Origin of the sequence: uncultured Flavobacterium sp. (assembly GCF_963974175.1) — a bacterium.
Classification (GTDB): domain Bacteria; phylum Bacteroidota; class Bacteroidia; order Flavobacteriales; family Flavobacteriaceae; genus Flavobacterium.
This window is the reverse complement of sequence record NZ_CAXBBR010000006.1, coordinates 129202-142192: the sequence shown is the minus strand read 5'-3', so window position 1 is coordinate 142192 and position 12991 is coordinate 129202. Positions and strand designations below refer to the sequence as shown.

The following is a 12991-nucleotide window of genomic DNA, read 5'->3' as shown; positions in this document are numbered from 1 at the left end:
TTAAAAAAGACCCGAAACGTGGTAGTATCTAATTAAAAATCCAAGCACTATAATCGGTATTTTTCTCTAAGCTATTTTCTAATGTGTCATCTAGTTTCGGGAAAAAGTCAATTCCGGTTAGCTGCTCAATTCTATCTACGGAAACTACAAAACTATAAAGTGGTTTTTCAGTTCGCTTATTAGGAACTAAAAAAGCAATCATTTTATAATTTCCATTACTCCTATTTAATACTATTTTATAAAAAGAATCAGGAACAATGACTTTTTCTCTACCAATGGTTTTCGTAGAGTTATTAAATACTCCACCAGTCACGACATAAACTCCATCATATCGAACCGCCCAATAACGAACTTTCTGCTCCAGTCTGTTCCAAAACCCAGAATTAAAATCATGATTTTGAGGAGAAATATTAGATGTGTAAAAAGTATCATTGTAGGCGTTCTTATCAAACTGCATATCTCCGGCAGGACATAGATGACCTTTGTCGTATCCTGAATTTTTATAATTCCTCCAGTCAGCAGAAGTACTTTTCACTTTAGGATCTTCAATAAAGTATGGTCTTTTAAAATCACTATTGGTAACGTACTCTTTCTTTAATTCATACGCCAGCCATTCTGCCTGTTCCGCCTTCTCATTATACGACAACGTATAATACTTATGTTTAACAATTTCATTTGTAGACGCTGCTGGCAAATAGTCAAATACAATATTCCTTTCTGCTACAGTTTCTTTTATTATCGAAATATCACCGCCCTCATTCTTAATCCGTAAGTCAGCAGGTCCAAAGTCTCTCTTGCAAGAAGATAACAATGTCAAACTTACCATTGAGAATATTACTAGCTGTGAATACTTCATCGACAATTTCTTTTATTTAATTATTATTCCTTGACATCTAAGGCATCTCGCAAAGCATTCCCCATCATCATAAATGCTAACGTTAACAACATAATAGCTAAACCAGGAACCATTGCTAAGTAGGGTTTCCCCAAAATGATATAGCTGTAATGGTCTTTTATGATACTCCCCCAACTAGGAATTGGAGGTTGAGCACCTAAACCCAAAAAACTAAGTCCACTTTCCACTAAAATCGCTGAAGCAAAATTAGCCGCCGAAATCACAATTACCGGCGCCATAATATTGGGTAATATATGATTGAATATAATTCGAAAATCACAAAAACCTAAAGCTCTAGCCGCGGTAACATATTGCATCTCCTTAACACTTATGACCTGTCCACGTACAACACGTGCTACTTCAACCCACATCGTTAGTCCTACAGCAACAAAAACCTGCCAAAAACCTTTTCCTAAGGCCAATGTTATAGCTATCACTAAAAGAAGTGTAGGTATTGACCAAATAATATTGACCAACCACATAATAAAAGCATCTACTTTCCCTCCAAAATATCCTCCTATTGCACCGAAAAAGATTCCTACAATTAGGGAAATTAACACAGCGACAATACCAATAGAAATTGAAACTCTAGACCCAATCAACATTCTACTGAGTAAATCTCTACCATATTTATCAGTGCCTAGGTAAAAAGTCCTACTCTTAATAAAGTTCTGTTCCACGGACGCAATTGAACTTTGCCCCACAAAAGACTTTAAATCAATCTCTTTAACCATTTTTAATGACGGCTCATCGTTATACTCGACATACACAATACTATTCCCAGCGATCTGGTAACTTTCAATCGCTACTTCTGTCACAGTATTTGGAAAACCTAAAAGATAATTCTTCACCGTCGTTTTTGGCTTCACATCTAAAGGAATAGACAGTATAGTCACATTGAAACCCGGCGGTTTAGAATGAATCGACAAATGCATCTGGTTTGCGTTTTCTGAATTATCAGGTGCCAAAACATACGCAAAAACGGAAATAAAAAGTAAGATTACGATAAACGCAAAACTAAAAACGCCCCAAAAATTCTTTTTGAATTTATGGAGCGCAATTGCAGTTAATGATTGTGTTGTATTATTCATTTAAAGAAGGCTACACTTATGATTTAGCTAGTTTTTCTTTTTTTATTTTTGAAGGAATTGTCTTTTTCAAAACAACTTTGGTTTGCAAATCATCCAAAACATTCAATGCTTCCTCAACATAAATATCTTTAGACAAACTTTCGTGCCACCTGTCTCTTTTTTCTTTTAAAATACTATCCTTAGCCGTTTGCACTACTTCATATGGCAGCGAAGAAAACTGTAATGAATTTTTATACTGCGAAATAGGTTTGTATTTTTTGGCTTTTTCTTCAATTGCGTTTTGGGCAATTTTAAATTTTTCAATATTTAAGCTATAGGTATTTTCATTGCTACGGCTATCGATCCATTTAGCGTTATCCTCGATTAATTTAAAATGCTCATTATTAGCAATTCTATCCTTACTGTTTGCAATAGCTTTACTGAAATTAGCATTTTTATCCCACACTGTGTATGGAGCAGCATCAATTTTATCCCAAGGCATAGCGTGCTCAACATCTCTTTCACCCATTTTTAAATAAGCATAACGATCCGGCATAACTATATCACTACTCACCCCTTCTAATTGGGTTGAACCTCCGTTTATTCTATAAAATTTTTGGGTTGTTGTTTTCAATGCTCCCAAATCTCCTACCTCACTATTTCTTACAAATTGGTTTAGATCGATAACGTTTTGTACCGTTCCTTTACCATAGGTTTGCTTACTACCGATGATTACTCCTCTTTTATAATCTTGAATCGCAGCAGCTAAAATTTCTGAAGCTGAAGCAGAGAAACTATTGACCATAATTACCAATGGACCATCCCATTCTATCTTTTTATCTCTATCGAATAAAACTTCTTTCTTTCTTCCTGCTGATTTAATTTGAACAATAGGACCTTGCTCGATGAACAGTCCAGCGATATCCACAACTGTTGATAATGATCCTCCTCCATCATCACGAACATCTAATACTATTCCATCTACTTGTGCCGCTTTCAGTCTCTCAACTTCTAAAGCAATGTCTTTTCCGGCATCTCTACCGTCTTTATTTTCGAAATCAATATAGAATTTAGGTAAATAAATCACCCCATATTTCAAACCATTTTTAGTAACAACACTAGACTTAGCATAAGTTTCTTCAATCTCCACTATATCTCTAATGATAGATATAATTTTAATCGTTCCATCTACTTTTTTCACAGTAAGACGGACCTCAGTTCCCTTAGGTCCCTTAATTTTTTTAACAACATCGTCAAGTCGCATTCCTACAACATCAACAGCCAATGCATTTCCTTGAGCTACTTTCATAACTAAGTCTCCTGCTTCAAGCTCTTTTCCTCTCCAAGCCGGACCTCCTGAAATCAATTCAGAAATTTCGGTAAAGTCATTTTTCTTTTGAAGGCGCGCCCCGATTCCTTCTAATTTCCCGCTAATACTTACATCAAAACGTTCTTTTTCTTCCGGTGCAAAATAATTTGTATGTGGGTCAAAACCAGCCGTGATTGAATTGATATAAACTGAAAACCAATCGTCTCTATCTAAATCATTCATAAAACCAAAGTACTCATCTAACGACTTTTTAGCACTTTCACGCGTTTCTTTTTCTAACTCTACAAAAGTTTTGACTTTACCGCTATCCACAGAGTCATCACTTTTTATTTTCTCTATGTTTTCATTAATTAATTTATTCCCAGATTTCGCAGTAGCTACCGTATCAATACCCTTACTTTTATTTTCTTGAACTCTCAAACGCTCTGTCAAAGAAGAAAGTGTAGACAATTTAATCTGCTTTCTCCATCTTTCGTTAAGTTCAGCAGTGTTTTTTGCATAAGGTGCTTTGTCATAATCCGTATCAAAACTCTCATCAATAGAATAATCAAAAGGAACATTCATGATTCCTTTATAGATACTTTTGCTTTCTTCCATTCTTTTCATCAAACGATCGTAAGTCAGATTGAAAAAAGTCAAATCTTTGTTAATCAACTCATCATCTAACTCCGTTTCATATTTTGAAAATTCATCAATATCTGATTGCAGAAAAAATCGTTTTGACGGATCTAAAGCCTGAACATAGTCTTTATAAATACCTTTTGAAAAAGCATCATCTATAGTCGCTGGATTATAGTGCCCTTTTTCAAGCACAAAAGTCAATAATTCTAAAAGTAGTTTGTCTTTATCAGGATTAGAATCGACCCCTGATTTCATTTTAAATGCAAATAAAGTCGCAGAAAGAAGCACAATTGCAAGTAATATTTTATAATTTCTTTTCATAAAGTTAAGAATAGTATTCATCCAAATTTTTGAACTAATATACGGTAAAAACTATGCCACGGCTCGCAAGGTCTCCATAAATTTTTGTTAAAGATATAAAAATGTTTTTTTGTTTTGCTTTAATCTAACAAGTTAATAAATTTTGTTTCCTTTGCTTGAATTACATAAATCTGCCTAATGCTATTAGCCTTCAAAACAGGACTTACATCATAAAAAATCACAAATATATGGACACAGCAAAACCTTTAATCTTAATAACAAACGACGATGGTGTTTCGGCTCCAGGACTACGAGCATTAATTGCTGTTATGGCTGAAATAGGAGATGTTTTAGTTGTGGCACCTGACAAGCCTCAAAGTGGCATGGGGCATGCCATAACGACAAACAGCACCTTGTATTTAAACAAAATTTCGAAAGAAACTGATAGTATTCAAGAATATAGCTGTTCTGGAACACCGGTAGATTGCGTAAAACTAGCGGTAAACGAAATCCTAAAAAGGAAACCAGATTTATGTGTATCTGGAGTAAATCATGGTTCTAATTCTTCCATAAACGTCATTTACTCAGGAACGATGAGTGCTGCCGTCGAGGCAGGTATAGAAGGAATTCCCGCAATAGGGTTTTCGCTTTTAGACTACGATTGGAATGCCGATTTTGAGACGATGAAACCTTTTATCCGAAAAATCACTTTAGAAGTTTTAGAAAACAGCTTACCCAAAGGAGTTGTATTAAACGTGAATTTTCCGAAATTAACACAAGAGAACATCAAAGGAATCAAAATATGTCGTCAAGCTAAAGCCCGTTGGGTAGAAAAATTTGACAAACGACAAACACCGCAAGGAAGAGATTATTATTGGCTTGCCGGTGAGTTTGTAAACCAAGACAAAGGTGAAGACACTGATGAATGGGCCCTTGGAAATGGGTACATTTCTGTCGTTCCTGTTCAATTTGATTTAACGGCACATTATGCCACACAAGAACTAAATACCTGGAAGTGGAATGAATAAAATAGCGTTGTTAAAAGGATTTTTACTTGGTATTATTGGATCACTATTTGGCATTTTTATTTTCATAAGCTTTTTTACTCCTTATGCATTTATGTCAGGAATTCAAATTATGAAATCTCAAGGTTCACTTGGTAAATTAATTACGCTCGGTTCTATTCTAGACCTCGCGATTTTTGCTGTATTATTAAAATTAAATAAAGATTTTATCGCGCGAGGTGTAATTCTCGCCGTAATTGCTTTAACCGTTTTGACTTTGTTTATTTAAAAATAACAACTGATTTGCTTGATTGATGAACATCCAATACCTAATTTTGAATGCCGAAGTTTTTTTAAACTAATTCATATCCTTAAAATGAAATACTACATTCTAGCTGGAGAAGCATCAGGAGACTTGCATGGATCTAATTTGATTAAAGAAATATTCAAGCAAGATAAAGAGGCACAAATAAGATGCTGGGGAGGCGATTTAATGCAACAAGCTGGAGCCGAATTAGTTTCTCATTACAAAGAACGTGCTTTTATGGGCTTTGCAGAGATTATAAAAAACCTTTCTTCCATCTTAGATTTTATAAAGACTTGCAAACAAGACATTGAAGATTACAAACCTGATGCGTTAATCTTTATAGACAATTCTGGGTTCAACCTTCGAATTGCTAAATGGGCAAAACCCGCAGGATTCAAAACGTTTTACTACATAAGTCCTCAGGTATGGGCATCTAGAGCCAGTAGAGTAGAAACAATTAAAAAAACAATTGATCATATGTATGTGGTTTTGCCTTTCGTAAAGCCTTTCTATGAAAAATACAATTATGATGTAACCTATGTAGGACATCCTTTAATTGATGCTATTAATAATCACCCATCAATAGATTCCACGGTTTTTAAAACTGAGAACCAATTAAGTGAAAAACCTATTATTGCTTTGCTTCCTGGTAGTCGTAAACAAGAAATAACCAAAATGCTTGCTGGGATGTTAAGTATAGTTGATGATTTTCCAGAATATCAGTTTGTGATTGCTGGTGCACCAAGCCAAGATTATTCCTTTTACCAACAATTCATTAAAAAAGAAAATATAAAATTCATCTCGAATAAAACGTATGATTTACTGAAGAACGCTACAGCAGCGTTAGTTACTTCCGGAACAGCAACATTAGAAACTGCACTTTTAAAAGTACCAGAAGTAGTATGTTACAAAGGAAGCTGGGCTTCCTACCAAATTGCAAAACGTATTATAACCCTAAAATACATTTCCCTTGTCAATCTGATTATGGATGAAGAAGTAGTCACCGAATTAATTCAGGAAGATTTTAATACCAAAAATATTAAAACAGAGCTCCAAAAAATACTGGACCCTAACTATCGTGCACAACTGTTGAAAAAATATGATATATTAGAAAAAAAACTCGGAGGCACTGGAGCAAGTGAAAAAACAGCTAAGCTGATTGTTGCGGCCTTAAAATAACTCAATTCCCAATCGGTAGCGATTTAATCCCTATAAGCAAATTCATTTGAAAAAATCATTTTACATATTATCTCTAATTGTTTTATTTGCCTCCTGCAAATCTTCTTCGGTAGTTATCCCCTCGTCCACTGAAAACAAAAAGGAGAATACAGACCAAATTATTGATAAAATAATAAGCGCAGCAACTGAAAACATAGGAGTTCGATATAAAACGGCAGGAACAACAAAATCAGGTTATGATTGTTCTGGGTTAGTCTATTCCACTTTTGGAATATACGACATCAAACTACCCCGATCATCTTACGAACAATCAAAAATAGGAATTGAACTAGGGCAAAATCTAAAAAAGGCAAAAAAAGGAGATCTTATTTTTTTTAAAACAAATAGAAGATCTCAAATTAATCATGTTGGAATCGTAACTGAAGTCGAAGATGACGAGATCAAGTTTATTCACGCCTCTACCTCAAAAGGAGTTATAATCTCTTCAATGAGCCAGACCTATTACCAGAATACTTTTGTTCAATTGAATCGTATTCTAAGATAAAACACAATAGACCCCACTTATTTTTCTAGCGAAGATGTCATTTTTTAAACAGTAAAACAAACCCGTTTTTTATTGTTAAAATTCTGTACTTTAGAACTATGAAAGTACTGCAGTTCCCTTTAGCGAGAATTACAATAGGTTTTGTATTGGGTATACTAATCACCTTTTACATAAAACCCGCTCCAGCATTCCTTTTCGGATTATTAGGTGCTTCTTTGTTGCTCTTTGGTGCCAGTTACTATTTGCAAAAAAACATTCTTAAAAACACCATTTTTTTTGGACTAAGCACGTATTTGCTATCCTTTTTGATCGGAGCTGCCACTCTGATTGTTCATACTGACTCTTATCAAAAAACCAACTACACTCAAGATCGCAGTGTTTTTGAAAAACCACAGCTTTTGTCTCTGGTAATTAGAGAAAAGCTAAAAGGAAGCAATACTAATGATCGTTATATTGCTGTCATTAATCAAATTGAAACAAAAAAATACTCAGGAAAAATACTCCTAAATATACGCAAAGACAGCGTGCCTCACAATTTAGAAACCGGGACTTTATTACGCATTAGAGGCGTACTCTATAAAAACAAACTACCAAACAACCCAAACCAATTCGATTACGGCGAATACCTTTCAAAAAAACAAATCTACGCCCAACTATACACCGACACAGATCAGATAGATATTAGTGCCGACTTAACGAAAGACATTTGGTATTATGCGTCCAAGTTAAGAACAACAATTATTCATAATCTTGAGAAAAATAACTTCCATAAAAAAGAGCTAAGTGTAGCCATCGCTTTAGTTTTGGGTCAAAAACAAGACATTTCTCCCGACATCATCCAAGATTACCAATATGCTGGCGCAATTCATATTTTATCAGTTTCAGGATTACATGTTGGGTTCCTACTGCTGTTTCTAACTTTTATCCTGAGTCCAATCCCTAACACTAAAAGAGGGGCTGTACTCAAGTTAATTCTAATTCTGTTATGTCTAGCTGCTTTTGCATTAATCGCAGGACTCGCTCCATCTGTTGTTCGTTCAGTAACTATGTTTTCTTTTGTAGCCATCGGATATCAATTGCGACGAAGCGTCAACATTTATCATACTTTATTGGTTTCAATATTACTAATTTTACTATTTCAACCGTCCTTTTTGTTTGATGTAGGTTTTCAGTTAAGTTACATCGCTTTATTTTTTATAATTTGGCTACAGCCATTATTAGCTTCTATATGGAATCCAAAAAACAAACACTTACAATACATTTGGGGAATTCTCACTGTTTCCTTCGCTGCACAAATTGGAACCATGCCTTTGAGTATTTATTACTTTCACCAGTTTCCAGGTTTGTTTTTCATCACTAACTTAATCGTTATCCCATTACTGAGTTTAATAATGATTCTTGGAGTTCTAGTTATGGTATTAGCTGCTTTTGACTTCGTTCCACTTTTTATGTCAAAACCACTGGAATGGAGCATCTATTATCTCAACAAAATAGTTAATTCGATAGCCTCTTTTGAACAGTTTATAATTCGAGACATACCACTAAACTCCTATTTACTGCTTAGTTGTTATTTACTGATAATCTCAGCTATCGTTTGGTTCAAGAAACCTACATTCCATAAACTGGCCATCGTCTTAGTGTCTGTTATAACCATTCAGCTTACGTATATGCAAACACGGTGGAACATCCAAAACCAACAAGAATGGGTAATTTTTAACCTAAAAAGGAGTACCATGATAACGGAGCGTCATGGAACCAAAGTAATTCTCTACGCGAATGATAGTATTAGGAAGAATTCAAAAAACAACAGCGTTCTCAAAGCGTATTTAACTGCTAATTTCAGTGCCTTAACCAGTAAAGAAAAGATTCAAAATACTGCCTTTTATAATGAAAACAGAATTCTGATTTTAGATAGCTTGGGCACTTACCCAAAGGATATGCATCCTACAGTGATACTGCTCACGCAATCTCCTAAAATAAATTTAGACCGCATGCTAAAGGAACTGCAACCAAAAATAGTTGTCGCCGATGCATCGAATTATAAGACCGTTCAAAAATATTGGAAACAGAGTTGTGAAAACCAAAAAATCCCCTTTCACGCTATTGGTGAAAAGGGATTTTTTAAACTAAATTGAGTATTATTTCTTTTTAAGAATTTGATTTGCAACAGCCAACCAAGCTACAGGACCACCGGCAACATAACCAGTATTACCTAGACCTTCAAAATTTACTTTCCCACCGGCATCAGTACCATTAGCGAAATAAATCGTTGGAAACCCTTGTATTCCAAAAGCTTGTTGTAATTCATCATTCTGCTTTTTTACTTCAGGAGCCTGAGGAGTTCTTCTTGGATAATCCAACTCGACAAGAATAACATTATCTGATGCCCATTTTGCAAATTCTGGCGTCAACAACACTTCTTTCTGTAATCTTATACACCACCCGCACCAATCGCTGCCTGTAAAAAACATCATCAAAGGCTTGTGTTCTTTATTCCCAATGGAAATAGCTTCTTTAACATTAGTATGCCATTTCAGTTCTTGTGATTGGACTGCCTGCATCCCAAAAAACAAAACGAATAGTAAAATTAATTTTTTCATGTTTATTTCTTTTAATCTCTACATAACAAATATAATACCTAAAAACTATTTTACACCATGCATTAACTTTTTCATAAGAGGAGATAGCATTATCATTATTAAACCAGCTCCAATAGGTACAATAGTAAAAATCAAGAAAAAAGTTGTCAAACTATACTGTGCAGTAATTGTCTCAATCATTCCTCCCATTGATCCGGCTAGTTTATTACCCATTCCTATAAATAAATAATACACCCCAAACATAATTCCTATCCATGCTGCAGGAACTAATTTGCTCACATAAGATAAACCTACTGGAGAAATACATAATTCTCCAAGCGTATGAAATAAATATGCAGCTATCAACCAAAACATGCTAACTCTAACAACAGAGTCTGCAGTAATACCCATACTCCCGTAGGCTAAAAATCCAAAACCTAAGCCCAACAAAGTAAGCCCTAATCCAAATTTCATAGGTCCTGAAAGATTGTATTTGCTTTCCCACCATTTTGAAAAAGCTGGAGCAAAACCTACAATAAATAAAGAGTTCAAAATTCCGAACCAAGTTGCAGGAACCTCTGTAGTTGCAGAAGCATATTCTCTGCCTACTTTCCATATTACAATACCCCATATTATTACAAAACTAACAGACAGTATAATATTCCCTGTCGCATACTTTTTAAAGGTTTGTCTAAACAATTTAATTAAAACATACGTAATAATAATAAGAGGGACTATTGTCAATAGAGCATCCGCTATTTTAAATAAAAATGCACTGTTACCAAACAACTCTCTTTGCGTAAACTTCTCTGCAAAAATGGTCATTGAACCTCCCGCTTGTTCAAAGGAAGCCCAAAAGAAAACTGTAAAGACTGAAAAAATCAATACTGCTATAATCCTATCCCGAACCACATTAGTTGGAGTATTCTCAGCAGCTGCTTTATATTTAGATTCTTGTTTAGATGCAGCTGTTGGTTTTAAACCAATATCACCAAATATGTCCTGAGTAAAATAAAACTGTAGCATTCCACATAACATAAAAACACCTGCTAATCCAAAGCCCCAACTCCAAGAAATTTTTTCTCCTATATAACCACAAAGCATAATACCTAAAAAAGCACCTGCATTTACTCCCATATAATACATTGAATAAGCACCGTCTTTTTTCTCAGGGTGGGAATGATATGCATTAGAAATAATCGAGGTCATATTAGGTTTAAATAACCCATTACCAATAATAAGAAATCCGATTCCAATATATAAAAACAAAGGAGTTTCCACTGCCATCGACGCATGTCCCAAAGTCATCGCTAATGCACCTAAAACAACTGCCCAACGATACCCTAAATAACGATCTGCTAAAAACCCTCCAATTACCGGAGTGAAATATACAGACATAGTATACGTTCCATATAATGCCATTGCATCTTCAATACTCCATGCCCATCCGCCTTTTGCAAGCGAAGATGTTAAAAACAACACGAGCAAGGCACGCATTCCGTAGTAAGAAAAACGCTCCCACATTTCGGTAAAAAACAATACGAACAATCCTGCCGGATGTCCAAGAACAGGGTTTTTAAAAAATTCGTCGGTCGTATTTTGACTCATATGATCTAATTATTAAATTGAATTTATTTTCAGCTATTATTTTTCGTTATCCTCAGCACCATGAGTTAAACGATTTAATGGTTTTAGCAACATCATAAATACTGCACCGATGACAAGGGTAAATATTAATATTCCCAAAAACACGGAGTACTCACCAAGATCACTGGCAGACTCACCAATAATACCTGCTACTTTATTCCCTAATCCCGTTGCTGCAAAATAAACTCCCATCATTAAAGAAGCATATTTAACCGGAGATAATTTTGTGATAAATGACAATGCCACAGGCGAAATACAAAGTTCACCAATAGTATGAAACAAATAAGCCAAAACTAACCATATCATACTTGAAGAGCCTGATTTCTCAAATTCCATAGCTGCAAAAACCATAAATAAAAATCCGAAACCCATGATAATAATACCCATCGCCATTTTAAAAATAGAAGAAGCTTCTTTCCCTTTCAACTTTCTTTTTGCCCAAAATCCGGCTACAACAGTTGCAAAAAGTATAATAAATCCTGCATTTAAACTTTGAAACATAACTGTAGGTATTTCCCAACCCAATAGCATTCTGTCTGTTTTAGTATCCGTATATAAATTCATTAAACCTCCAGCTTGCTCAAAAGCACCCCAGAAAATAATAACCATAATGAAAGACAATAACAAAACCACAAAACGATCCTTGTCTTGTTGCGATGACAATTCCTTATAAATCATCATCATTAAAGCTACGATTACTGTAAGAAACATAAACAGTAAACCAAAAGCCCAACCTAAACTATACCATCCAAATAAGGATAGAGCAAAAAGTATCGCAGTAAATAATAATTGATTTTTAGATTTAAGAAGATCTCCAAAAAGACGCCCGTAAGAAGACTGATCCACTTCATTTACTTCTTGCGCTTCAAAATTACCAACATGTGTTAAGTATTTTTGTCCCCAGATATAAACTACAAGTCCTAATAGCATCGCAATACCAGCTAAACCGAAACCTGCATGCCATCCCCATTTTACAACTACAAATCCAATCACCATAGTAGCTAACAACGATCCTGTATTTATTCCAATATAGAAAATACTAAATCCTTTATCTCGTCTAATATCTCCTTTAGGATACAATCCTCCGACCATCGTTGAAATATTAGGTTTCAATAAACCAACCCCTAATATTACCAATCCTAATCCAGTATAAAATGCCCAGGTATCTGTCAATACTAAAACACCATGTCCTATACAAAGCACAATAGCTCCTAAAAGAACGGCCTTCTTTTGTCCTAATAACTTATCCGCAATCATTCCTCCGGGAATTGACATTATATATACTAACATGGTATACCATCCGTATAATGCTAAAGCTTCTTGACTTGTCCATCCTAAACCAGCTCCTCTTGCATCATCTCCTAATGTTGATGAAGTCATATACAAAACCAGTAGTGCTCTCATCCCATAATATGAAAAACGCTCCCACATTTCTGTAAGAAATAATATAAATAACCCAATTGGATGTCCAAAAAGATTCTTGTTTAAATGAGCGTCTGAAGTAGTTGTAGACAT

The 12991-nt window shown here is 34.8% G+C and carries 11 protein-coding genes; 5 read left to right on the top strand and 6 right to left on the bottom strand.

Annotated features, from left to right (window positions below; all coding sequences use genetic code 11):
* Positions 1–28 precede the first annotated feature (28 nt).
* The 3 genes from AAC069_RS11380 to AAC069_RS11370 are packed head-to-tail and all read right to left on the bottom strand — an operon-like array spanning position 29 to position 4258.
* Positions 29–856 carry a DNA/RNA non-specific endonuclease gene (locus AAC069_RS11380; protein WP_339920591.1) on the bottom strand — a complete coding sequence of 276 codons (828 nt, stop codon included), beginning with the start codon at positions 854–856 and terminating at the stop codon, positions 29–31.
* 23 nt (positions 857–879) lie between these two features.
* On the bottom strand, positions 880–1986 hold the full coding sequence (locus AAC069_RS11375; protein ID WP_339920590.1) for an ABC transporter permease: 1107 nt from the start codon (positions 1984–1986) through the stop codon (positions 880–882).
* Between the two features lie 16 nt (positions 1987–2002).
* Positions 2003–4258 carry a carboxy terminal-processing peptidase gene (locus AAC069_RS11370; RefSeq protein ID WP_339920589.1) on the bottom strand — a complete coding sequence of 752 codons (2256 nt, stop codon included), beginning with the start codon at positions 4256–4258 and terminating at the stop codon, positions 2003–2005.
* Positions 4259–4464: 206 nt separating this feature from the next.
* Here AAC069_RS11370 and surE point away from each other — a divergent pair, with 206 nt between their 5' ends.
* From surE to AAC069_RS11345, 5 genes are all read left to right on the top strand, one after another.
* A complete protein-coding gene (surE, locus tag AAC069_RS11365; RefSeq protein WP_091089288.1) occupies positions 4465–5244 on the top strand; it encodes a 5'/3'-nucleotidase SurE in 780 nt (259 codons plus the stop codon).
* On the top strand, positions 5237–5509 hold the full coding sequence (locus AAC069_RS11360) for a hypothetical protein (protein ID WP_339920588.1): 273 nt from the start codon (positions 5237–5239) through the stop codon (positions 5507–5509). Before surE ends, AAC069_RS11360 begins: the two co-directional genes overlap by 8 nt.
* Before the next feature lie 87 nt (positions 5510–5596).
* Complete coding sequence (lpxB, locus tag AAC069_RS11355; RefSeq protein ID WP_339920587.1) at positions 5597–6706, top strand: lipid-A-disaccharide synthase; 1110 nt, start codon at positions 5597–5599, stop codon at positions 6704–6706.
* Between the two features lie 46 nt (positions 6707–6752).
* Positions 6753–7250: a C40 family peptidase gene (locus tag AAC069_RS11350; protein ID WP_339920586.1), complete on the top strand. Its 498-nt coding sequence runs from the start codon at positions 6753–6755 to the stop codon at positions 7248–7250.
* Between the two features lie 98 nt (positions 7251–7348).
* The gene (locus AAC069_RS11345; RefSeq protein ID WP_339920585.1) at positions 7349–9385 is read left to right on the top strand and encodes a ComEC/Rec2 family competence protein; all 2037 of its coding nucleotides are present in this window, start codon (positions 7349–7351) and stop codon (positions 9383–9385) included.
* Positions 9386–9388: 3 nt separating this feature from the next.
* Here AAC069_RS11345 and AAC069_RS11340 read toward each other — a convergent pair whose 3' ends face one another.
* The 3 genes from AAC069_RS11340 to AAC069_RS11330 are packed head-to-tail and all read right to left on the bottom strand — an operon-like array spanning position 9389 to position 12991.
* Entirely contained in the window at positions 9389–9850 is a 462-nt protein-coding gene (locus AAC069_RS11340; protein WP_339920584.1) for a thioredoxin family protein, read from the bottom strand.
* A 45-nt stretch (positions 9851–9895) separates the two neighbouring features.
* On the bottom strand, positions 9896–11437 hold the full coding sequence (locus AAC069_RS11335; RefSeq protein WP_339920583.1) for a peptide MFS transporter: 1542 nt from the start codon (positions 11435–11437) through the stop codon (positions 9896–9898).
* 36 nt (positions 11438–11473) lie between these two features.
* Positions 11474–12991, bottom strand: a complete 1518-nt coding sequence (locus AAC069_RS11330) for a peptide MFS transporter (RefSeq protein WP_339920582.1) — start codon at positions 12989–12991, stop codon at positions 11474–11476.

Coding starts and splice junctions, on each gene's coding strand:
- AAC069_RS11360 (WP_339920588.1), top strand. CDS start 5,237: ATGAATAAAATAGCGTTGTTAAAAGGATTTTTACTTGGTATTATTGGA.
- AAC069_RS11375 (WP_339920590.1), bottom strand. CDS start 1,986: ATGAATAATACAACACAATCATTAACTGCAATTGCGCTCCATAAATTC.
- lpxB (WP_339920587.1), top strand. CDS start 5,597: ATGAAATACTACATTCTAGCTGGAGAAGCATCAGGAGACTTGCATGGA.
- surE (WP_091089288.1), top strand. CDS start 4,465: ATGGACACAGCAAAACCTTTAATCTTAATAACAAACGACGATGGTGTT.
- AAC069_RS11380 (WP_339920591.1), bottom strand. CDS start 856: ATGAAGTATTCACAGCTAGTAATATTCTCAATGGTAAGTTTGACATTG.
- AAC069_RS11330 (WP_339920582.1), bottom strand. CDS start 12,991: ATGTCTACAACTACTTCAGACGCTCATTTAAACAAGAATCTTTTTGGA.
- AAC069_RS11345 (WP_339920585.1), top strand. CDS start 7,349: ATGAAAGTACTGCAGTTCCCTTTAGCGAGAATTACAATAGGTTTTGTA.
- AAC069_RS11335 (WP_339920583.1), bottom strand. CDS start 11,437: ATGAGTCAAAATACGACCGACGAATTTTTTAAAAACCCTGTTCTTGGA.
- AAC069_RS11340 (WP_339920584.1), bottom strand. CDS start 9,850: ATGAAAAAATTAATTTTACTATTCGTTTTGTTTTTTGGGATGCAGGCA.
- AAC069_RS11370 (WP_339920589.1), bottom strand. CDS start 4,258: ATGAATACTATTCTTAACTTTATGAAAAGAAATTATAAAATATTACTT.